The sequence below is a fragment of the Bacteroides galacturonicus genome (assembly GCF_003096855.1).
GTDB classification, from domain to species: Bacteria; Bacillota; Clostridia; order Lachnospirales; family Lachnospiraceae; genus Lachnospira; species Lachnospira rogosae.
Genome location: NZ_QEOA01000004.1, coordinates 1 through 24285 on the forward strand (window position 1 = coordinate 1; position 24285 = coordinate 24285).

Here is a 24285-nt window from a genome sequence, read left to right on the forward strand (position 1 = left end):
CTTCATAATAAGATTCAGAACGGGAAGACAGGAACATATTTATTTCCTTTAAAAAGTGCCTGAATTTAGAAATATCAAAATAAAAATTTTTAAAACCTGTATAGGTTTATTAAAGTACGCCAATTTGGGGCACATCCCATTCATTTTAATAAATAGTAACTTAAAAATCGTATTTTTATAGGAAAAAGAGGCTGGTACCTTAACGATTTTCAATCGTTAAAGCGACAGCCCCTTTTGTTATCTAAGAGAGCGCGAGACGGGGATCGAACCCGCGACCCCCTCCTTGGCAAGGAGGTGCTCCACCACTGAGCCACTCGCGCATATTATATTGTGTTGTTCGTTTGGTTTCTCGCGAACACAAGTGATATAATACACGCAAAAGTTAAAAGTGTCAAGCACTTTTTTGAAAAAATTTCAAAAAAATTAAAATAATTACTTTGTTGAGAAGAAAGCGACAGTAATTCCACCAGGTCCAATATGTGTTCCGATTGTAGCTCCTACTTTTATTCTGGCCGGAACAGGAATCTTATTTTCCCATAAAGAGCTGCTGTCCTTAATGTATTTGTCGATAAGTTCTGTTGAACAGCCGGTGTAGCCAAGAAGGACAGGCATAGAATAATCAATTCCACCGTAGGTGTTGACCTGTTCAATTAAGAAGTTGTTGCCCTGCTTTGAGCCGCGGGCTTTACCTAATATGGCAACTTCACCATTATCAATTGCGATTACAGGTTTTATTTTTAATACATTTCCTAAGAAAGCGGCACTGCTTGATATTCTGCCACCTTTTTTAAGATATTCCAGAGTATCAAGAAGTGCTACAAGACGTATGCGTTTTTTGGCGGAGTTTAACTCATCAGCGATTGCTGTGGCTGACAATCCATCATTAATAAGTTTTAAAGCATATTCAATTAGAATCTGTTCGCCTACAGTTACATTTTCGCTGTCTATAATATATATTTTCCCCTGGCTGCCGGCGTGTTCGCTTTCATAATCCTCGGCGGCTATGCAGGCACTCTGGTAAGTTCCCGATAATTTAGAAGAAAGAGTTATCACTATAACGGCATCAGAATGGGTGAGTGCAGTTTCATAGGCAGAGGTAAATGCGAAAGGACTTACCTGGCTTGTCTTAGGGAGAGTGTCGCTTTCGATGAGTTTCATATAGAACTCATCTGCTGAGAGTGTGACACCATCTTCGAATTGTTCATCTCCAAATGATATAGTCATAGGAAGAACTGTGACCTGATTGTGTAAATTTCCTGGCATATCCGATGCTGAATCTGTTATAATTGTTATCTTAGAAGCTGAATTCATAAATAATCCTCATTTCTGCGTACCATTGCTGACAGGCAGGTGCTGGTACGCAAAGCCACAAGCCTGAAAATAGTATTGCAATACAGGAAGTGTGTAAAACCCCAAAATTGAACGTGAAAATAGTATTGCAATATGGTCTGTAAATATACAGCTTAGATACAATTTTCAATTAAATTATGATAATAGTATCAAATATTTTTGTAATCAAAATATAACAAACGGGATTATATAATATATTACTTTGTATGTCAAACTATAATTGATTTTCTGGTTGAATTACTGTATATTAATATTGTTGTTTATGCGGCATATAAGTGTATTGAAATAACTGGAATATTCTGGTTAAGATATGGTATATGCTTACGGAAAGATGAGGAATATTAATGGACATAAGGAAGAAATTTGCTAAATATGTGTCACAGAACATATTCGGTATGCTTGGAATATCGTGTTATGTTGTTGCAGACACATTTTTTATATCTAAATTCGCAGGGGCAGACGGAATTACAGTTCTTAATCTTGTACTTCCTGTATTTAATGTTATATTTGCTGTTGGCTCAATGATAGGTGTTGGTTCGGCGATAAGATTTAAGATATTAAGAGCCAAGAATGATGAGAGGGCAGATGATTATTTTTCAAATGCAATAATGTGTGCGTGCCTGTTAAGCATAGTATTTATACTTGTGGGCCTGTTTGCACCAGATAGGCTTTTAAGGCTTATGGGTGCAGATGATACAATTACGGCACTTGGAACCTGCTATACAAGGACATTTCTTATGTTTACTCCATTTTTTATGTGTAATTACATTGTAAGTGCATATGTAAGAAATGATAATGATCCCTCAAGGGCGATGATTGCGACACTTTGTGGAAGTCTTTTTAATATAGTGTTTGATTATATATTTATGTTTCCAATGAAGCTTGGGCTGTTAGGTGCTGCGATGGCTACTGCAGCTTCACCTGTATGCAGTATATTGGTGTGCCTGACACATTTTCTTGGTAAGAATAATACGGTTGTGTTTAAATGGCACTTTCCGTCTTTAAAAATGCTCTGGGAGTCGTGTATGCTTGGAACAGCCGCATTTATTGGTGAGATAGCATCGGCGGTTACTACAACTGTATTTAATATGCTGTTACTGTCAATCACAGGAAATATCGGTATTGCAGCATATGGAGTTGTTGCTAATTATGCTTATATTGGAACAGCTATATTTAATGGTATTGCCCAGGGAACACAGCCGCTTATTAGTGAATGTTACGGCAGGGGTGACAGAAAAGATGCTGAAAGGCTGTACAGAATGAGTGCTGCTACAGCGGTTGCACTTTTTGCAGTAATATATATAATTGTATTTAGATTTACAGACCAGCTTGTTGCACTGTTTAACAGTGAGGGTGTTGAGACACTTGCTGTATATGCACATAGCGGAATGATAATATATTTTGCAGGATTTTTATTTGCAGGATTTAATATAGTATCTGCCGGATATTTTAGTGCAGTGGAGTGTGCTAAAGAATCATTTGTGGTATCATTATTAAGAGGAATTGTGCTTATGCTTATTATGTCAATCAGCCTTTCAAAGCTGTTTGGAATGACAGGAGTATGGAGCAGTTTTCCAGCAACAGAATTAATAACGGCAGTTGTATGCGTAGTATTTCTTATACTAAAGAATAACAGAATGCGAAATCATAATAATATATAGTCGGAGGATATGATATGGTTAATCCAGCATCAATTATGAAAATAATGAACTTAAAGAATAAATTTGCCGCAAACCATCCAAAGTTTGTGTCATTTATTAATTACTGCCTCAATGGTGGAATTCAGGAGGGAACAGTTATAGAGATAACTGTGACAAAGCCAGGAGAACAGCCGGTAACTTCTAATATGAAGGTTATGCAGTCTGATATAGATATTGTTAATGAACTTAAGACTTTATCCAAATAAGGTTTATTAAGCATTTGCTGGGGGTGTATATATGGGAAATATAATGGATTATCTTGACTGGCGTGGGGATATAACATTTGAACAGTCACCTTTTAATGAGGTTGATAATGTTATTCTTGCACAGCTTGCATACGTTAATTTCAGGGATATTATACCATCACCTGAGGAGAAGAGAAGCATTACATTAAAAGAAGCATCGCAGATGTTTTTTGATATGTATACAGAAAATGAACTAAAGCAGGATAAATCATTTATTAGTGAAGCTCCATTTCTTATGAAAAAAGCGGCAGCTTCCAAAAGATTTGGAAATCTGATTTTATCTAATTATGTAGATACAGTAGATGAAACCTTGGAAAAGCAGTTCGGGGCATTTCACATAAGAATAAGCCCTAAGCATGCTTATGTTGTATTCAGGGGTACAGATGATACACTTGTCGGCTGGAAAGAGGATTTTAATATGAGCTTTATTATGCCTGTTCCGTCACAGGAGGCGGCGGTAGAGTATATTAATAGTACATGCCAGTACATAAGAGGAAGGCTTTATATAGGCGGACATTCCAAGGGTGGCAATCTTGCTATATATTCGGCTGTAAAATGCAGTGAGAGAGTAAGAAAAAAGATAGATTGTGTATACAATAATGATGGCCCTGGATTTGATGTGAATATGATAAAAAGTGCGAAATATCAGGCGATGTTACCGCTTATCAAAAGCATAGTCCCAGAGAATTCGATAGTAGGAATGTTACTTGAACACGATGAGGATTATATTATTGTTAAGAGTTCACAGAGCGGGCTTATGCAGCATGATGCAATGTCGTGGCAGGTGCTTGGTGCTTTTCTTGTAAAGGCTAAGAAATTAAGTGCACAGAGCAGAAGGCTTAATAAGGCATTAAGCAGCTGGATTAACAGCGTTGATAATGAACGCAGGGAGGAGTTCGTTGAAACTTTATTCGGACTTTTATATGCCAGCGGTGCTAAGAATTTGTCAGATGTGTCAGCAGACAGATTAAGAAGCACAAGGGAGGTTATACGTCAGTATGCCGGACTTGATAAGGACAGCAGAACACTTATTAAGAATATGCTTTTGTCGCTTACTGATAAGATAAGCAAGGCAAGATTTGAGAAATGATATTATAGAAATATTATAGAAGAAATGGAGATTAGATATGTCAGGAATTATTAATATTATACTTGGTGCAGTTGTACTATTTGTTGTAGTTGTATTGTTCCTGTGGGTTTCATCTAAGCACAAAGAGAGCGGACTTGGAGATACCTGTAGCGGCAATTGTTCTTCGTGCAGTGCCCATTGTTCAACTGGTTCTAAAGATAAGAAGTAAGAAAGAGAATAAATATGACTAATGAATTCAGGAAAAAGGCTGTCGAACTTGGAAAGCTAATGAATAGCAAGTCTAAATTATCTGTACCGCTTGTAAAATGTATTATTGAGTGTTTTGAGATAGTATTCAGTGAGCAGGATATAGATTATATGCTTCTTATGAAGGACGGATATTACAGCAGGGATGAGCTTAAAGAATTGTGGCAGCTTGACGGTGAGGCATTTGAGAAAGTATTTACAAGCATAAGGGACAAAGGCGGAATATGGGAGAGCAGGCAGGAAGGTGTCTATGATATAACGCCGATATTTCCGGGCTGGGTTGAGCTGTATGCCTCTGGACCGCTTAATGATAAGAGAAGACGGCTTCTTATTAAGTTTGCAGAATTTGAGGAACTTCTTATAAAGCTTAATATAGCACCTGTAAGAATGTATATGAACCGTGTCAATGAGCGCAATATGCAAAGAGAGCAGGGAAGAATGTCAACGCTTATACCTGACCCTGCCAATAATCTGAGTGCTAAAAAGAGAATTATTAAGATTAATAAAAATGTAGATGCTGTGCAGGCTGTGTATACAGAGGGTGAGGTTATGGATATTCTTAACAGGAATAAAGAACATATTGCTGTTATGAACTGTTTCTGCCGCACCAAAAAGATGCTTGAGAATGGAAAATGTGACTATGATATGCCGATTGAGTCGTGTATGGCGGTTGGAAGAATGGCTGTACAGCTTGAAAAAGCTGGCGTTGCAAGACACATTTCCATAGATGAATCCAGAAAGCTTATAGATACGCTTGAGAAAAAAGGCTGTATACATACATTATATCACTATGGCACATACTCAGGTAATGAAGAGATTGTGCTGTGCAACTGTTGTATAGACTGCTGTTTCTTATATGGAAGCTTCAGGGAGGGTGCTTTATCGCAGCTTATGATTAAGGCATTTTACAGACCACAGATAGTTGATAACGCGAAATGTACAGGCTGTAACAGGTGCGCCTGTTTCTGTCCGACCAATGCAACGTGGTATGATAAAGAGCGCGCAGAGCTTGTATATGATATAGACAGGTGCATAGGCTGTGGACAGTGTGTAACGCAGTGTCCGTCAGGTTACAGAAGTATGGTTAAAGATGAGAGAAACATTTTCGTAAAGACCAGAAAGAAGGTGGATTATGGTAGAAATCTATAAGACAGATAATAAGGTACTGCAAAAGCTTGATAATATAGAAGAAGGCTGCTGGGTTAATATGATTGACCCGACAAGCAGTGAATTATCCCTTGTATCAGGCTATTTTGAGATAGACTTAGCTGACCTTGCGACAGCACTTGATGAGGAAGAAAGTTCACGAATAAGTCTTGAAGACGGTTATACACTTATTCTTGTGGATATACCAACACCTGAGGTACGACACGAGAAAAAGATGTATACAACAATACCATTAGGTATCATATTAAAGAATGATGCAATAATAACGATATGCAGGGAAGATACACCCGTGCTTAACTATTTTGTGCGCAATAAGTTAAAAGAGTTCAGTACTAAGAAGAAAATGCGTTTTATATATGAAATGATGTTCCGCTCGGCTATGCTTTATCAGGCTTACTTACGTGGGATTGATAAGAAAAGAACTGAGATAGAAGAAAGAGTTGGCGATGATACACACGATACAGATATTATCGAGCTTCACGAATTAGAATCGACGCTTGTATACTTTGCTACATCTTTAAGGGCGAACAGCATTGTGCTTGAAAGATTGAGACGATACAAAAGACTTGAACAGTATCCGGAGGATATGGAACTGCTTGAAGATGTAACAGTCGAATACCAGCAGGCTATCGAGATGACGTCTATATACAGGGATATTATAGATGGTACAAGAGAGCTGTTGTCATCGGTTATTAATAACAGGCTTAATAATGTAATGAAAATTCTTACATCAATCACTATAGTTATGGCTATACCTACAATAATATCGGGAATATATGGAATGAATGTTGCCGGTGAGTGGATGCCTTTATCAGCAACCAGGTATGGATTTTATATAATTGTTGTAATAATATTTATTATATGTGTGTTTGTATTGTGGTTCCTTAAGAAGAAGAAAATGCTTTAAGGTGTTTAAGAAGATTTATTATATATAAAAAATATAATATACAATGGCAAAATTATATAATTTGTTTAATAAAAGCTGTGGAACAGTAATTATCTTTAAAAGTAGTCTTTATCCCGAAGTAGTCTTTATCCAAGAGTAATCTTTGCTTAAAAATAATCTTTTAAAGATAATGCTTGTCCACAGCTTTATAATTGCTAGTAATATTTGTTATTATACTTATATGCTTACTTGTAAACTTCCTGCCAGCGTGACACCATCTCCTCAGCTTCTGTCTTAGATGATACTTTTGTTACAATGACCCCGTCAAGATAAATCTCATATACCGGAAACTTCTTAGGACTGTCTCCGTGATACACCTCTACTCTGCTGAATTTCACACGCTCCATAATAAAAAACCTCCACATATTAAATTAATAATATATAATTGTTAAAACAAATTAACAATATGTTGTATTGTATCACATACATATTTAAAATAAAATACAAGATTTGCCATTGGTACTAAAGTACCAAAAAACAAATAAAATTGTTGCATATTTGTGCATTATAAATTATAATAATCGCAGGGTTATTTCGACAATTGAATTAAGGAGAAGGTTTAGATATGTATTCACAACAGAATGTTGGAATCGGGGATGACTATGTGACAGCACATAGACTGGACCGCCGGCTTGCGGTCATAGACAGATTTTATCTTACTAATGTAACGAACCGTGCCTTTAATGACTATTTTGGAAATACGTCATATGGCTGTCTTACGGAGTTCGTACATCCAGATGATAAAGAAAAGTTAATAGAGCTTATTGATTCGTTTGATGGAAGTCCTGTGGGTAAATGCTTTTTATTCAGGGACTATAAGGGGGAGTACAGACAGAATCTTATTAAGCTTTTGTCATTTGAGAATAATGATGCTCTGCGTAATATTGATATAGAGATGATCGATATAGATAGTGTTGTAGAGACTAATCGCAGGATATGTGACGATATCGCAATGGAAAGAGTAGTTATGGGACTCACAGGCGAGTATGTATTTGCGTATTCTGAGAAGACTGGGGATATTAAGATTGTAAGATATGAAGGCATTTCAAGAGAAGTAATAACTAGAATGCCTATTGATGAATGGGAAGCATATATGCTTGATGGCAGAATTCTTGAAGAGGACGTTGTTGAACTGAATAATCTGATAAGGTATATAAAGCTGTATACATCAGAGTTCAGTGTCAAGCTTACAACTAATATGAGAACATTTGGCAAAGCTATGGAAAAGGTTAAGTTCGTAGGAGCTGTATATACTAAGTATACAGGTGAGAATATGGTTATTGGAAGGATTATTCTTGCTGACGGAACTAACAGTATGGGTAATATTGTTGAGATTGCCGATGAACTTACTATGGATTCGCTTACCAAGGTGTATAATAAGAAGACTATAACAGAGTATGCACAGAAGCTTGTTAAGAAAGAGAAGATTAACAGGGTAAGCATAGTTATACTTGATGTTGATTATTTCAAGCAGGTTAATGACAGATATGGACATCTCTATGGAGATAAAGTACTTACAAGAGTAGCCAAGAAGCTTAAAGAGGTTGTTGGTGAAGATGGTGTTGTCGGACGTATAGGCGGAGATGAATTTATGATCGTCTTAAATGGAATTAATGACGATTATTCATTAAGAGGAATATTAAGAGCTATACGAACACAGGTTAAGTGGGAATTCAAGAATGATTATGAAAATTTTCAGGTCACGACATCAATAGGTGTTGCATTCAGTCCTAATAATGGACACGAATATGAAGAATTGTTTAAAAAGGCTGATTTCTGTCTTTATGTAGCAAAGGAAAAGGGCAGGGACAGGTATGTATTTTTCAGGGATGAGATACATAAAGAGTCTTATGAGAATTCTCTTAACCAGAAGGATAAGATATTTAATGACGGCAGGGAGATGCGCGAATTAAGATATCTTACAGACATTATGTTACAGTTTAACACAGACAGAAAGGGTGCTGTAAGCAATATGTTTGAACATATGATTCAGACTTACAAGGTGGACAGCATAAGCATTTATAAAGGTAAGGCTTTAAAGAGGTATTTGACATTTGGACAGCAGCTTGAGGATGCAGAGTATCTGCCATATGTTAATACAGATGGCTTTAATAAGCTTATGGGAGATAAGAATTATATATCAGCCGATTTTGTCAATAGAAATCTGGATGTAGCTCCTGAATTCGTTGAGGAGATGAAAAAGCGGCATATATGTTCAACAATTCAGTGTTTTATTGGTGGCAGGGATGATATAAAAGGTGTTCTTACAATAGATAAGACCAAAGAAGCTTCACAGTGGGCAGAATATGAGATAGAGTGTGCTGTGATAACATCAACTTTATTGTATACGATAATAAGTGATGAAGAGCAGAATTATGTTGCAGCAATGAATATTACTGATTAAAAACAGCCCCTAATTACTATTGGCATAAGTAATTAGGGGAATTTTATATATTGCAGTATATTGTATTTATATTGTATTAAATCCACAACATATTGTGTTTGTATTGACTTGAAGATATATGTGATGTAAAATTTAAACTGCGCTATACAAGAGAACTCTTGTGTAGCGCATTATATACGATTAGGGTAGATAAAGCCCCAATATGATATATTTTATTATTAATAAATATTACGCGTAATTTTATTTGTATACTAAATGTGAATAGAAATTTATTGTCAGGTAAAAAGGGAGGGTTTACTAATTATGAAGATAATCAAACGTAGTGGATCAGAAGTTACATTTGATATTAGTAAAATAATGGCAGCAGTTGCAAAGGCAAATAAGGAGGTTGTACATAGCGAAAGACTTTCTGATGAGCAGATTGAAACAATATCTGATAATGTCGAGAGCATCTGCCAGGAGATGAACAGATCACTTAATGTTGAAGAAATTCAGGATCTTGTTGAGAACCAGATTATGAATATGAGGGCATTTGCAGTAGCCAGAAAGTATATTACATACAGATATAAGAGAGCTCTTGTAAGAAAGTCTAACTCAACAGATGAGCAGATATTAAGTCTTTTAGAGTGCAATAATGAGGAAGTAAAGCAGGAGAATTCCAATAAGAATCCTACTGTTAATAGTGTACAGAGAGATTATATGGCAGGAGAGGTCAGCAAGGATATTACTAAAAGATTTCTTCTTCCAGCAGATATTGTAGATGCACACGAGCAGGGACTTATACATTTTCATGATGCAGATTATTTCGCACAGCATATGCACAACTGCTGTCTTGTAAACCTTGAAGATATGCTCCAGAACGGAACGGTTATAAGTGAAACAATGATTGAGAAGCCACACAGCTTTTCTACAGCCTGTAATATAGCTACACAGGCTATTGCACAGATTGCCAGCTCACAGTATGGCGGACAGAGCATTTCATTAGCACACCTTGCTCCATTTGTGCAGATAAGCAGGGAAAAGTTCATTAAGCAGGTTGCAGAGGAATTCAAGGCAACTGGAATTGATGCAGGAGAAGATAAGATTAAGGAAGTCGCAGAATTAAGAGTAAGAGATGAAATTAAACGTGGTGTACAGATGATTCAGTATCAGGTCATAACACTTATGACAACTAATGGACAGGCTCCATTTGTTACTGTATTTATGTATCTTGATGAGGTTCCGGAAGGACAGACAAGAGAAGACCTTGCCCTTGTAATAGAGGAAGTTCTTAAGCAGAGAATACAGGGTGTTAAGAACGAAAAGGGTGTATGGATTACACCAGCGTTTCCTAAGCTTATATATGTGCTAGAGGAAGATAATATAAGAGAAGATTCAAAGTATTGGAACCTTACACAGCTTGCCGCTAAATGTACAGCTAAGAGAATGGTTCCAGATTATATATCAGAAAAGATTATGAAGAAGCTTAAGGTTGATAAGTTTGGAGAAGGACATTGCTTCCCTTGTATGGGCTGTCGTTCTTTCCTGACACCTTATAATGACCCAGAGAATGATAATAAGCCTAAATATTATGGACGTTTTAATCAGGGTGTAGTTACACTTAATCTTGTAGATGTAGCATGTTCATCAGGTAAGGATATGGATAAATTCTGGAAAATCCTTGATGAAAGACTTGAGCTTTGTAAGAGAGCACTTATGTGCAGACATTATAGATTAAAAGGTACTCCATCAGATGTTGCACCAATTCTCTGGCAGAATGGTGCACTTGCAAGACTTAAGAAGGGCGAAACCATTGATAAGCTTCTTTACGGCGGATATTCTACTATTTCTTTAGGGTATGCTGGTCTGTGTGAATGTACTTACTATATGAAGGGTGTTACACATACGGATCCTAATGGTACAGAATTTGCATTAAAGCTTATGACATATTTAAGAGATACCTGCAACCGCTGGGCCAAGGAGACTAATATAGATTTCAGTCTTTACGGAACACCGCTTGAATCAACAACTTATAAGTTTGCTAAGAATCTTCAGAAAAGATTTGGCAAGATAAAAGGTGTTACGGATAAGAATTATATAACTAATAGTTACCATGTTCATGTAACAGAGAATATCAACGCATTTGACAAGCTGAAGTTCGAGGCTCAGTTCCAGGAGCTTTCACCAGGTGGTGCAATAAGTTATGTAGAAGTTCCGGATATGAATGACAATATACCAGCAGTTCTTTCTGTTATGCAGTTTATATATGACAATATTATGTATGCAGAGCTTAATACAAAGAGCGATTATTGTCAGGTATGCGGCTATACAGGACAGATACAGATTATAACTGATGATGATGGAAAGCTTATATGGGAATGTCCTAATTGTGGCAACCGTAATCAGGATAAGATGAATGTTGCAAGAAGAACATGCGGTTATATTGGAACACAGTTCTGGAATCAGGGACGTACACAGGAGATTAAGGAAAGAGTGCTTCATCTTTAATATTTAACAGTATATTAAAAGCCAGCCGGAATAATATCCGGCTGGCTTTTTGGTGTATTATTCATCAAATATACTAACGATTTCACCGTCCATAATTTTATTCATATTCTTAACGGCACAGAAATTACCGCACATAGAGCAGGTATCTTCTTTTTCTGGCTTGGCTTCCTGTCTGTAGCGTCTTGCTTTTTCTGGGTCTATGGCAGCATCAAATTGTGCATCCCAGTCAAGTACACGTCTTGCTTTATCCATCTTTAAATCCCAGTCGATTGCACCGGGAACACCTTTTGCAATATCAGCAGCGTGAGCTGCAATTCTTGCTGCAATAATTCCTTCTTTAACATCATTTAAGTCAGGAAGACGAAGATGTTCAGCAGGAGTTACATAGCAGAGGAAAGAAGCACCATATGTAGCAGCGATAGCACCACCGATAGCAGAAGTTATATGGTCATAGCCAGGTGCAATATCTGTAACAAGAGGTCCAAGTACATAGAAAGGAGCACCCTTGCATATGGTTTTTTGGATTTCCATATTAGCCTGAATCTGGTTGATTGGCATATGTCCAGGTCCTTCAATCATAACCTGAACGTCCTTTTCCCACGCACGTCTTGTAAGTTCACCTAGAGTAACAAGCTCCTCAATCTGTGATATATCAGAGGCATCCATAATACAGCCAGGCCTGCAGGCATCACCAAGACTCATAGTAACGTCATATTCACGGCATATATCAAGTACTTCGTCATAGTATTCAAAAAATGGATTTTCATTGCCTGTCATTTCCATCCACGCATAGATGATTGAACCGCCTCTTGATACAATGTTCATAAGACGTTTGTCGGCTCTGAATTTCTTAGCTGTAGCTTTGTTAATTCCACAATGGATAGTCATAAAGTCGACACCATCTTCAGCGTGCATTCTTACAATATCAAGCCATTCCTTAGCAGTAATTTCCTTAAGAGCCTTGTGATAATATACAACGGCATCATATATTGGAACAGTACCGATGATTGCTGGACATTCAGTAGTGAGCTTTCTTCTGAACTTCTGTGTGTCCCCAAATGAACTTAAATCCATTATGGCCTCAGCACCCATTTTTACTGCATTATTTACCTTATCAAGTTCCATATCAAGGTCAACACAGTCTCTTGAAGTACCAAGATTGACATTAATTTTAGTACGAAGCATAGAGCCTATTCCGTTAGGGTCAAGGCATTTGTGATTTTTGTTAGCTGGTATAATAACCTGTCCACAGGCTACGAGTTTTACAAGTTCATTAATATCCATGTGTTCTTTAGCTGCAACACATTCCATTTCTTTAGTGATAATGCCTTTTCTGGCGGCATCCATCTGTGTTGTGTATTCCATAAGTATCCTCCATTTCCACACATAATACAAAATAAAAATTCATAATAAGTATTGGTGCTTTCGTGTAATGTATTAATTAGGGAACTGACTGGAAGAATTAGGAAGATGAATATTTATACAGATTAAAAAATAGAACGTAACATAAAATTATAATATCTGCATTTAATTTAACATCATATATTTGATTAAAATGACTAGAGAATAATAATCTTCCTACGGTGGCATTATCCACATCAGGTATATGGGTCGGAACCGGATTCCCTCTCAGCCAGGCAAAAGCCTTCTGCTCCCCAGTTAATATCTTATGATTGATAGTATAACATCTGCCCGATAAAAGTCAATCTTATGTAAAGACTTTTATCGGGCAGGTTATAATAATATTATTGTTAGTCTGTTATAGACTGCTGCTGGCTTTCAGCTTCGCACTTTGCTTCTGTATTTCTTTCTGGCAGAATGTAAAGCATAAAATACATAAATGCCATAAGAACGATACCTCCGATAACATCATATACAGAGTGTTGTTTTAAGAATATTGTTGACAGGCATATAAGTATACATAATATAAGTGAAGCATTGACAATATATTTGTGCTCTTTAAGTGCCTTACACTTTGAAAGGGCAGTGTGGACGGCAATTGAATTATATACATGTATGCTTGGAAATACGTTGGTTGTCGTATCGGTAGCATAGAGTACAGCAACAAGCTTTCCAAATATATTATCAGGGATGTTATCAGGTCTTAATGTTAGACCATTAGGGTATATCATACATATAAACATAGATACCGACATACCGATAATAAGTGAAAGAGCAAATCTTATAAATTCTTTATTGTCTGCTTTCAGAACCATATATATGCATGAAGCAGCTATATAGACAAACCATAAAAGATAAGGGATTATAAATATCTCAAGGAAAGGTATATAGCTGTCGATTGTTCCGTTTAATATGTGAATTCCGGGATAATCCATAGTTATTTTATGCTCAAGATAAAAGAACCAGGGAAGATATATAAAAGCGTAAAGTGCAAAAAGCAGACGCCACCATATTTTTTTAAATGTTTTCATCATAACCTTCATTTCCAGCAGATAACCGCTATAATAAATAATATTAAAATGTTAGCATTGTTTCTAATCAAAAGCAATAGCAATTTGATTATGTGTTTACAAAGTTATAGATTTTTAATATAATATTTTGTTGTGATTTAATATTTAATAAAAAATTATTATAATAGTTAGAAAATGTTTGTAAAGTAAGTGATGGATTGGTATACAATTATGTTGTAGATGTCCGGATATATTAACGGCTGTCACTTAATTATATGATATGAATTGGAGAAAAATATGCTTAAATTAAGCCATATAAAAAAGAGCTATAAGAAGAATGAAGTTCTTACAGATATATCCTTTACATTTGAGGAGGGACAGATATATCCTATACTTGGTGGACCGGGAGCTGGAAGAACAACATTATTTGAGTGTATATGTGGAGATATATCTGTTGATGACGGAAGCATAGTTACAATTGATAAGTGTAAATATTTTTATGCGGCAAAGCAGAGTGTTCTTCCTGTATACATAACAGGTTATGAGTTTATAAGTATGCTTTGTGATATGGAGAGAGACGACCCTGAGCCAGAGGATATATTTGATAGAATTGGGTTCAGTGTTGCCAAGAGAGATGAGCTTATAGCGGATTATACATTTGAGGAGAAGAAGCTTTTACAGCTTGCCTGTATTCTTGTAATAAGACCTTATGTTGTGCTTTTTGATGAGCCACTTGATTATTGCAGTGAAGAATACATTAATAAGTTTATCGAAGTTATTAATACAATAAAAGAAGGCAGGATAATACTTATCTCAACAGGACTTCTAGAGATTTCCAAGAGGATAAGTGAGGATACGCTAGTCTTAAATAACGGAGAATTTAATCACATAGATAAAAAGACTATGGAAATTCCAGAGATAAGGAAGGCAGTTTTAGATATATTAGGGGAGACAGACAATGAGATTATTTAGGAAGCTGTTTGCTGAGAAGATTTTAAGGTTTTATGAGGGTACTAATGCAGGTATAAGATATATAAGTAATGCACCACTTATAGGCAGATGTGTTAAAGAGAATACATTTGCAGAGAATTCCAAGGCGAGATTATTTGTTGGAATTATGGCACAGTTATTTATGGTTTTATGGGAATTTATAAAGAAGTTTGCATATGTATTTATTCTTATATATATACCATATGTGCTTATAGGTCTTGAGTGTCCATTGATTAAGGCCAATCAGGAGCTTACAATTATATATATGTTTGTTATGCTTTCGGTTATATGCGGAAGTCTTTCTAACAACATATTATTTACTATAGGTGACAGGGATTACCTTATGATAAGAGTTATGTCAATAAGTCCATATATGAATTTTTTAGGAAAGCTTCTTTATAAGATGGTTACTGAATTCATATTTTATTTTATTATTCTTAATATATTCGGCGTTTCGTGGTTTCATTCGCTTATGCTCTGTATGCTTACGATATGCGTAAGACCTATAGGTGAGATGTTTGCGATTATGTCTTTTGATCATTTTATATGGGTATATGAGAATAGAAGTGTGTTTAATGGAACTGTTATGGCGGTATGTGTTTTACTTGCGTATGGTGTGCCATTTTTTGTAAGACGACTTTCCCATAACTGGCTCTATGCAGTACATCCTTTTGTGGTGCTGGTATTTTTCCTTGCAGGAGCTGGTGCAATGTATTTCTTATGGTGGTATAAGTATTACAGAAAGATTGTCAGAGAGGCTATGCATTTAAAACACGAGAGCTGATTAGGATGATGGAGAACGAATATGAAGAAAAAGAACAGAGAAAAGTTAAGATTGATTACATTAAGGGTATGTATAGGGATTCTTTGTGCTTTTGTTATAGCTGTATTCATACGTTCGTATTATTACAGAAGCAAGGAAAGTAATCTTGATATTAAGTCAAGGTATACTTTCACGGTGGATATAGATGCTTACGGGGATGTTATTGATGAGCAGTATCAGACAAGGGCAGCTACATATGATGATTCTAATGTCATAAATACGATGCCTGATGTATCACAGGTTAAGACAGAAACAGTGGCCAGGACGTGGCTTAATGAGTATGTTAATCAGTATATGAATGAGTATCTTCCGTATAATAAGTCAGTTAAGAGGATGACAATAGATGATATTAATGTATTGAATGAAGATGAACATACAGCGTTAATAAGTTTTTCGGTAATTCTTAAAAATGCTGCTTCTGATTATTTTCTTTCGTGGGACGGAGTTACTGATGATGACAGATTGAAATGTGAGTGGGTTGTATCTTACTATATTGATGCACATACTGACAACACTGCTACGGTGTATGTTACATCAGCATTAAGTCCGGAAGAATACGGAATAGCACAGTACAATGAGAAGGCAGCCCTGGCAGCAGATAGCGAGAACAAGACCAATGCTTCTACAGACCTGCTTGCAAGATATGTTATAAGAGATGATATATTGAGTGTAACTTATGATGATGGTGAGCATTATGCAACTGTTCCAGTAGATGTTGAAAATCTTATGTATGAAAGCGGAAGTACAAGCACGTTGAAGGATGGAAGTTATCTTATAACTACATCAAAGACTGCATTTTTATTTGGCGGCAGGATGGGAAGTTCTAAGAAAGTACCGGTAACTCTTATATATTCTGATGATAAAGGTGTTAACTGGACCAGCTGTGAACTTGATAATATATATAACGCAGAAGATTACTATGTTGATTTCTTTGATGAGAATAAGGGTGTTATTGTATGTGGTTATGCCAGGACTGATAATGAAAAGGAGTCTTACAGGATATACCAGACAGCTAATGGTGGCGAGACGTGGACAACAGTTGGAAGCGGTCCTGCTAATTATATATTAAAAGGTGTTATGTATGTGGACGAAAATGTTGGATTTTTCTGCTACAATTATGCAGAAGGAATGGACGGCAATCTTTATATGACTAAAGATGGCGGCAAGACATTTTCTAAAGTGACACTTCCAGAACAGGAGCTTGACAGTACAGCTAAGTCATCAACGGCTTCAAGCACGGTAGCAGATGATGAGTTAAAATGGAATGATGTATACAAGGAAGCGTTAGTTCCTACAGTTGATGATAAAGGTATTATAACTGTATATCTTACACAGGGTTCTGATGGAACTTATAATGATGGAAAGACGGCGGCTAAGTATCAGTCATCTGATAAAGGTGATACATGGGTGTTCGTAAGGCAGCTTGAGATTACGCAGAATAATAATAAGCATAATTGACTTTTTGCTTGAATTATTATTCATTATATGATAATATTTATAGAGTTTAAGAAAAAAAGACATTTTTGTGTCTTTTTTTTTGCGCAAAAGTCAATTGAAACTATATAAAGACTATTAACAGTTGTGGTTTGCGCACTATAATCAATTTAATATACGAAAGGGAATAGGTGGCATTCATGAAAGCATTTTTAATACTTGAAGATGGAACAGTATTTAAGGGAACAAGTATTGGTTCCACTCGCGAAGTCATTAGCGAAATAGTTTTTAATACTTCGATGACAGGATATCTGGAGGTGTTAACTGATCCTTCATATGCAGGACAGGCAGTTACAATGACATATCCTCTGATTGGCAACTATGGCATATGCTATAAAGATATGGAGTCTGAAAAAGCATGGCCAGATGGATTTATTGTGAGAGAATTATCAAGGATGCCAAGTAACTTCAGAAATGAAGCTCCTATACAGAAGTTCCTTTTAGATAATGATATACCAGGTATCTGTGGAATAGATACAAGAGCCCTTACTAAGATATTAAGAGAAAAGGGTACTATGAACGGAATGATTACAACTAACGAAAACTATAATCTTGATGAAGTACTTCCTAAGATTAAGGAATACAAGGTTGCGGGAGTTGTAAGAAAGGTTACATGCAAGGAAAAGTATGTACTTAACGGAGATGGACCAAGAGTTGCACTTATGGACTTTGGTGCTAAGAAGAATATTGCTAAGTCTCTTAATGACAGAGGCTGTGAGGTTACAGTATATCCAGCGTATACTAAGGCAGAGGAAATCTTAGCTTCTAATCCAGATGGTATTATGTTATCAAATGGTCCTGGAGATCCTAAGGAATGTGTAGAGATAATAGAAGAGATAAAGAAGCTTTATGCAAGCAATGTGCCTATATTTGCCATATGTCTTGGACATCAGCTTATGTCTCTTGCGACAGGTGCTGATACACACAGATTAAAGTATGGACACAGAGGTGCTAACCACCCAGTTAAGGATCTTGCTACTGGAAAGGTATATATATCAACACAGAATCATGGTTATGTTGTAGATGAAGCAACACTTAATCCAGAGGTTGCAGAACCAGCATTTGAAAATGTTAATGATAAGACTAATGAAGGTCTATCTTATAAGGGTAAGAATATATTTACTGTACAGTTCCATCCGGAAGCTTGTGCAGGACCACAGGATACAGCGTATCTTTTTGACAGATTTATGGATATGATGAAGAAGGAGGACTAAGACAATGCCAAAGAATCCTAATATAAAGAAGGTTTTAGTAATCGGTTCAGGTCCAATCGTAATCGGACAGGCAGCAGAATTTGACTATGCAGGTACACAGGCTTGCCGTTCTCTTAAGGAAGAGGGAATAGAAGTATGCCTCGTTAACTCTAACCCAGCGACTATCATGACAGATAAGGATATTGCTGATGAAGTATATATTGAACCTCTTACTGTAGAAGCATTAAAGCAGATTATATTAAAGGAAAAGCCAGACAGCATCTTACCTACACTTGGTGGACAGGCTGGTCTTAACCTTGCTATGGAGATAGCAGAGACAGGTTTCCTTGAAGAGAATAATGTACAGCTTATAGGTACAACTGCACTTACAATTAAGAAGGCAGAAGACAGACTTATGTTCAAGGAAACTATGGAAAAGATAGGTGAACCTTGTGCACCTTCATTAGTTGTTAATGATGTTCCATCTGGTGAAGCATTTGCAGCTAAGATTGGTTATCCGGTTGTTCTTCGTCCTGCTTACACACTTGGTGGAAGCGGCGGTGGTATCGCCCATAACGTAGAAGAATTAAGAGAGATTCTTGAGAATGGTTTAAGACTTTCAAGAGTTGGTGAAGTTCTTGTTGAAAGATGTATATCTGGCTGGAAGGAAATCGAATACGAAGTAATGCGTGACAGCAACGGAACATGCATAACTATATGTAATATGGAGAATATCGATCCTGTTGGTGTACATACGGGTGATAGTATCGTAGTTGCTCCTTCACAGACACTTTCAGATAAGGAATATCAGATGCTTAGAACATCTGCCCTTAACATTATAGATGAGCTTGGTATCACAGGTGGATGTAATGTACAGTATGCACTTCATCCAGACAGCTTTGAGTATTGCGTTATCGAGGTTAACCCTCGTGTAAGCCGTTCTTCAGCACTTGCTTCTAAGGCTACAGGTTATCCTATTGCCAAGGTTGCAGCTAAGATTGCACTTGGTTATACACTTGATGAGATTAAGAATGCAGTTACAGGAAAGACATATGCAAGCTTTGAGCCAGCACTTGACTACTGTGTAGTTAAGATACCTAGACTTCCATTTGATAAGTTTATCTCTGCAAAGAGAACACTTACAACACAGATGAAGGCTACTGGTGAGGTTATGAGTATATCTGATAACTTCGAGGGTGGTCTTATGAAGGCTATACGTTCACTTGAACAGCATGTTGACAGCCTTATGTCATACGATTTTACAGGACTTACAGATGAGGAACTTTTAGAAGATCTTGCTGTAGTTGATGACAGAAGAATCTGGAAGATAGCAGAAGGCTTAAGAAGAGGCATAGAGCCAGCAGTTATGCATGACATAACAAAGATTGACAGATGGTTTATAGATAAGCTTCAGATTATCGTTGAGATGGAGAATTCTTTAAAGAAAGGTCCTCTTACAGAAGAATTATTAAGAGAGGCTAAGAGAATTGAGTTCCCTGATAATGTTATTGGAGAACTTACAGGACATACAGAAAGAGAAATAAAAGAACTTCGTGATAAGTATGATATTCACGCAGCATTTAAGATGGTTGATACTTGTGCCGCTGAGTTCGCAGCCACAACTCCGTATTACTATTCAGTATATGGCAGTGAGAATGAAGCTGCAGAGACTAAGGATAAGAAGAAAGTTCTTGTACTTGGTTCAGGTCCAATAAGAATTGGACAGGGTATTGAATTCGATTTCTGTTCAGTACATTGTACATGGGCATTTAAGAAAGAGGGTTATGAGACAATTATTATCAATAATAACCCAGAAACAGTATCAACAGACTTTGATATTGCTGATAAGCTTTACTTTGAGCCACTTACAGAAGAAGATGTTGAAAGTATTGTAGAATTCGAGAAGCCGGATGGAGCTGTAGTTCAGTTTGGTGGACAGACAGCTATCAAGCTTACAGAAGCTCTTATGAAGATGGGTGTGCCAATTCTTGGAACTAAGGCAGAAGATGTAGATGCTGCTGAGGATAGAGAGTTATTTGATGAGATTCTTGAAAAGACACAGATTCCTAGAGCAAAAGGACAGACAGTATTCACTGTTGAGGAAGCCCTTAAAGCTGCTAATGAACTTGGTTATCCTGTTCTTGTACGTCCTTCATATGTACTTGGTGGACAAGGTATGCAGATTGCTGTATCTGATGAAGATGTAGTGGAATTTATGGGAATTATCAACAGAATTAAGCAGGATCACCCAATCCTTGTAGATAAGTACCTTATGGGTAAGGAAATTGAAGTGGATGCCGTATGCGATGGCGAAGATATTCTTATTCCTGGTATTATGGAACACATTGAAAGAGCTGGTATTCATTCTGGAGATAGTATTTCAGTATATCCAGCTAAGTCAATCTCTCCAAAGATAACTGAAATGATTGCTGATTACACAGGAAGACTTGCGAGAGCACTTCATGTAAAGGGTATGATTAATATCCAGTTTATTGTATACAACGATCAGGTATATGTAATTGAAGTAAATCCACGTTCAAGCCGTACAGTACCATATATCAGCAAGGTTACTGGTATTCCTATTGTTAAGCTTGCAACTAAGGTTATTACAGGAGCTAAGATAAGAGATTTAGGTTATGAGCCAGGTCTTCAGAAGGCTGCTGATTACTATGCAATCAAGATGCCAGTATTCTCGTTCGAGAAGATCAGAGGTGCTGATATAAGCCTTGGACCAGAAATGAAGTCTACAGGTGAGTGCCTTGGTATATCTAAGAGCTTTGATGAAGCACTTTACAAGGCATTTGAGGGAGCTGGAATAAGACTTCCAAAGCATAAGCAGATTATTATGACTCTTGCAGATAAGGATAAGCAGGACGGTATTGATATAGCACAGAGATTTGAAGCACTTGGATACAAGATATATGCTTCAAGAGGTACAGCTAAGGTTCTTAAAGAAAATGGCGTACACGCTATTCAGGTTAATAAGATTGGACAGGAAGCTCCAACACTCCTTGACCTTATATTAGAGCATAAGATTGATCTTGTTATTGATACACCAGAAAATGGTATTGAGAGAGCAAAGGATGGTTTCCTTATAAGAAGATATGCTATCGAGACAGGCGTTCACTGCCTTACAAGTCTTGATACAGCTCACGCACTTATCTCAAGTCTTGAGCATGCATTTAATAATCAGGAACTTTCAATAGTAGATATTGCTACAATTGATAACAGAGGTTAATTGAATTAATGCAAATAGTATAATTATGCAGAGTGATATAATGTTTATATAATACATTTTATAAGTAATATTATAGTCCTCCAGAAGCTAAGTAAGGCGAATGTGCCTTAAAAGCTTTTGGGGGACTTTTATAATCAGGGGGATTATGTTAAAATGCTTAATATGTCCTGAATAATATATTTGATAATCAGGGCAAAAAGGAGAATATATGAGATTATTGAATATAGGTGATAAGCTTATTAATCTAAAGAATAAATTGAAGTTAAAAAATGCAGTGTCAATAGCGGCAGCTGTTATGCTTGGTGTAACTTCACTTGCAGGCTGTGGCTTTGTGTCTAACCCGGTTGAATATATGAGCCAGGCAGATAATGAGAATGGTACGGTTAGCGATAACACTGATAAGATAACAGATAATAGTGGAAATAATGCGGGCGGTATGAAAGATAACAGCTCTGATGCCGGAAGTATTGTTAATGGCAGCGACAATAGTAATGGTAATAACCAGACCAGTGGTAAGCGAAAGGTTTGTATTGTTGGGACATATGGAAGTGTGAGCGAGCTTGTTAATACAGCAGATTATGAGGATAAAATAGATATTGAATTAATTCAGGAAAATAAAGATTTTGATGAAACAAAGGATTTAATATCATTGGCTTCTAAAGTCCAGGAAATATGTAGTGGTGATGCGGATATAGTTATCGTATCGGCGAGGAAAAGATTTGCAGACCAGATCAGATATTTTCTTACTTATACAATAGATACAGATAAGAGTATATATGTTGTTGAGGAAGATAATAACAATTATAAGACAGAAATAGCTGATATTGTTGATAATAAAGCGAATAAGGTTAATGATAGTGCAAAACATCATTTTGACGTGACAGGGATTAAGGATATGGGCTATGTCGGTATGGTTAATGATTATATAGGCAATGATGTGTATACAGCACAGAAAATAATGGCTTCATATGAGTCTGTAGTAGTAGTCAGCGATACTGCTGACGGAAGTCTGTCGCCAGCAATGACACAGCTTGTAAAAGATGTATCAGGTTATATTAAGGTAATTGTTGTTAATAATTCTGGCAGTGAATATGACTATGCGGCTGATGGTTTAAATGTCATCACAGCACAGACAATGACAAGCTGGCAGGCAAGAATAATGGCAATGTTATGTCTTACAGATAAGAATATAACTGACTGGCAGGAGTTCTTTAATTAATGGCAGTTGTGAAGCTGTAATGTGGCAGTGCAATTTGCAGATGCGGTATATTACATAATTCGTGCAGTTATATCAGGGCAGCTGAATTAAATAAAACAGAGTAAAGATTTTGTGAGTTGAATCATTAAATAAAGTTGAATTGATAATTGTACACAAATATGTTACTATTATACATATGATGCAATTCGGAAAGGGTATATATATTATGAATCAGACAAAAATACAGGACGTAATAAGACATATCAGCAAAGATGAAGACTACGGCGTAGATATGATGGAGAAGCTTTCTTTAGCTGATGCAGTAGAGGTTATGGCTGTTGTACTGCCATCTTTAAAGAAAAGAGCCAAGGAGATGGGCAATACTAACGATTTAGCATATTTTGGAAGAATTGAAGAGATATATGCAAAGGTTATAGCTGATAAATTAAGAAAAGAGGAACATTTATGGGTTGTATATTCAAGTACAACATCGTACCCATATATGGTAGACAGTGATTTATTTGTTCTTTTTAATCCTAAGAATTCTTCACTTATTGAGAAAAAGCTTAAGCTCAGTGGTTACGAGGTATCAGTTGGTGTTGAGAATAATGATGCGTTTGCTATGGAGTTATGCCATATGTATCGTAATGGATATAAGAATATAAGACTTACAGATGGCGACAAGCTTGAATATGTAATACCAAGAGAAGCATTTGGAACATATGATGAGTTCTTTAGGGATGATTATGTGACTAACCCAGGTTTACAGAATACAATGATTTCTTATTTTCAGGAGTTCAGAAAGAATACAGACAAAGATACAATAAAAGAGCTTCTTGATAAGAGAGAAAATGCTATGTTAAATGCTATGGTTAATTCTGAATATATGGTTCCATGTGTTAAGGAGGAGACAGAGGAAGAAGTATCTATAGCACATCATTTTATTGATGTTACAGACAGGGTTAAGCATAAGGAAGACGAGCAGGTTATAGCAATACCGGCATTTACAGATGGTTTTGAGATGGACAAATGCTATAAGGGACAGTATGAGAATATGCTCTATACATATAAGGAACTTGTTGAGGCTATAGACGAGCTTGGAGCTTCAGGAGCAATATTTAATCCACTTGGAATAAGTTATTATATTCCACTTGAAACACTTAAGAAAATAGAAAAAGATTTCAATAAATAGAATAATATGTAAGCCTGCTTGTATCGGGTTTTATGATTGTATCACAATTATGTGATATATTGTAAGATGTGATACTGGCAGGCTTTTTATGTAATAGGGAAATCTAATTAA

General features: G+C 36.4%; 19 protein-coding genes, 1 tRNA gene and 1 riboswitch. Of the genes, 15 read left to right on the plus strand and 5 right to left on the minus strand.

Going from position 1 to position 24285, the window contains the following annotated elements; all coding sequences use genetic code 11:
• Positions 1–248: 248 nt before the first annotated feature.
• Both C7390_RS05055 and C7390_RS05060 read right to left on the minus strand, forming a co-directional pair.
• A tRNA-Gly gene (locus C7390_RS05055) sits at positions 249–320 on the minus strand.
• A 112-nt stretch (positions 321–432) separates the two neighbouring features.
• Positions 433–1311, minus strand: coding sequence for a DegV family protein (locus tag C7390_RS05060; RefSeq protein WP_022502534.1), 879 nt, complete (start codon positions 1309–1311; stop codon positions 433–435).
• A 383-nt stretch (positions 1312–1694) separates the two neighbouring features.
• Between C7390_RS05060 and C7390_RS05065 the strand changes: the two genes are divergently transcribed.
• The 6 genes from C7390_RS05065 to C7390_RS05090 are packed head-to-tail and all read left to right on the plus strand — an operon-like array spanning position 1695 to position 6705.
• Positions 1695–3011, plus strand: a complete 1317-nt coding sequence (locus C7390_RS05065; RefSeq protein WP_116443728.1) for an MATE family efflux transporter — start codon at positions 1695–1697, stop codon at positions 3009–3011.
• 14 nt (positions 3012–3025) lie between these two features.
• Positions 3026–3256 carry a hypothetical protein gene (locus C7390_RS05070; protein WP_022502536.1) on the plus strand — a complete coding sequence of 77 codons (231 nt, stop codon included), beginning with the start codon at positions 3026–3028 and terminating at the stop codon, positions 3254–3256.
• Between the two features lie 31 nt (positions 3257–3287).
• A complete protein-coding gene (locus C7390_RS05075) occupies positions 3288–4385 on the plus strand; it encodes a DUF2974 domain-containing protein (protein ID WP_116443729.1) in 1098 nt (365 codons plus the stop codon).
• 37 nt (positions 4386–4422) lie between these two features.
• Positions 4423–4593, plus strand: coding sequence for a FeoB-associated Cys-rich membrane protein (locus C7390_RS05080; RefSeq protein WP_022502538.1), 171 nt, complete (start codon positions 4423–4425; stop codon positions 4591–4593).
• Positions 4594–4607: 14 nt separating this feature from the next.
• Positions 4608–5780, plus strand: a complete 1173-nt coding sequence (locus C7390_RS05085) for a 4Fe-4S dicluster domain-containing protein (RefSeq protein WP_116443730.1) — start codon at positions 4608–4610, stop codon at positions 5778–5780.
• Complete coding sequence (locus tag C7390_RS05090) at positions 5764–6705, plus strand: magnesium transporter CorA family protein (protein WP_022502540.1); 942 nt, start codon at positions 5764–5766, stop codon at positions 6703–6705. The genes C7390_RS05085 and C7390_RS05090 overlap by 17 nt, the downstream gene beginning before the upstream one ends.
• A gap of 224 nt (positions 6706–6929) precedes the next feature.
• On the opposite strand, the gene C7390_RS13635 is transcribed toward C7390_RS05090, so the two are convergent.
• Positions 6930–7091 (minus strand): hypothetical protein, encoded by a 162-nt coding sequence (locus C7390_RS13635; RefSeq protein ID WP_022502541.1) that lies wholly within the window; start codon positions 7089–7091, stop codon positions 6930–6932.
• 218 nt (positions 7092–7309) lie between these two features.
• On the opposite strand from C7390_RS13635, the gene C7390_RS05095 reads away from it, so the two are divergent.
• Both C7390_RS05095 and nrdD read left to right on the plus strand, forming a co-directional pair.
• Positions 7310–9148, plus strand: a complete 1839-nt coding sequence (locus C7390_RS05095) for a GGDEF domain-containing protein (protein ID WP_116443731.1) — start codon at positions 7310–7312, stop codon at positions 9146–9148.
• Positions 9149–9451: 303 nt separating this feature from the next.
• Positions 9452–11635, plus strand: a complete 2184-nt coding sequence (nrdD, locus tag C7390_RS05100) for an anaerobic ribonucleoside-triphosphate reductase (RefSeq protein WP_055174053.1) — start codon at positions 9452–9454, stop codon at positions 11633–11635.
• A 57-nt stretch (positions 11636–11692) separates the two neighbouring features.
• Here nrdD and thiC read toward each other — a convergent pair whose 3' ends face one another.
• Both thiC and C7390_RS05110 read right to left on the minus strand, forming a co-directional pair.
• Positions 11693–13000 carry a phosphomethylpyrimidine synthase ThiC gene (thiC, locus tag C7390_RS05105; RefSeq protein ID WP_055174054.1) on the minus strand — a complete coding sequence of 436 codons (1308 nt, stop codon included), beginning with the start codon at positions 12998–13000 and terminating at the stop codon, positions 11693–11695.
• Positions 13001–13193: 193 nt separating this feature from the next.
• Positions 13194–13303: riboswitch (TPP riboswitch) on the minus strand.
• 83 nt (positions 13304–13386) lie between these two features.
• The gene (locus C7390_RS05110; protein WP_022502544.1) at positions 13387–14070 is read right to left on the minus strand and encodes a phosphatase PAP2 family protein; all 684 of its coding nucleotides are present in this window, start codon (positions 14068–14070) and stop codon (positions 13387–13389) included.
• A 273-nt stretch (positions 14071–14343) separates the two neighbouring features.
• On the opposite strand from C7390_RS05110, the gene C7390_RS05115 reads away from it, so the two are divergent.
• The 7 genes from C7390_RS05115 to C7390_RS05145 all read left to right on the plus strand — a co-directional run bounded on the left by C7390_RS05115 (position 14344) and on the right by C7390_RS05145 (position 24174).
• Positions 14344–15018, plus strand: coding sequence for an ATP-binding cassette domain-containing protein (locus C7390_RS05115; RefSeq protein WP_022502545.1), 675 nt, complete (start codon positions 14344–14346; stop codon positions 15016–15018).
• Positions 15005–15820, plus strand: coding sequence for a hypothetical protein (locus tag C7390_RS05120; RefSeq protein ID WP_055174055.1), 816 nt, complete (start codon positions 15005–15007; stop codon positions 15818–15820). Before C7390_RS05115 ends, C7390_RS05120 begins: the two co-directional genes overlap by 14 nt.
• Positions 15821–15841: 21 nt before the next feature.
• Positions 15842–17317 (plus strand): WD40/YVTN/BNR-like repeat-containing protein, encoded by a 1476-nt coding sequence (locus tag C7390_RS05125; protein WP_055174056.1) that lies wholly within the window; start codon positions 15842–15844, stop codon positions 17315–17317.
• A gap of 176 nt (positions 17318–17493) precedes the next feature.
• Complete coding sequence (locus C7390_RS05130) at positions 17494–18567, plus strand: carbamoyl phosphate synthase small subunit (protein WP_022205620.1); 1074 nt, start codon at positions 17494–17496, stop codon at positions 18565–18567.
• Between the two features lie 4 nt (positions 18568–18571).
• Positions 18572–21784, plus strand: a complete 3213-nt coding sequence (carB, locus tag C7390_RS05135) for a carbamoyl-phosphate synthase large subunit (protein ID WP_055174057.1) — start codon at positions 18572–18574, stop codon at positions 21782–21784.
• A 208-nt stretch (positions 21785–21992) separates the two neighbouring features.
• Positions 21993–23003, plus strand: a complete 1011-nt coding sequence (locus C7390_RS05140; RefSeq protein ID WP_055174058.1) for a hypothetical protein — start codon at positions 21993–21995, stop codon at positions 23001–23003.
• A 205-nt stretch (positions 23004–23208) separates the two neighbouring features.
• Entirely contained in the window at positions 23209–24174 is a 966-nt protein-coding gene (locus C7390_RS05145; RefSeq protein ID WP_055174059.1) for an SseB family protein, read from the plus strand.
• Positions 24175–24285 lie beyond the last annotated feature (111 nt).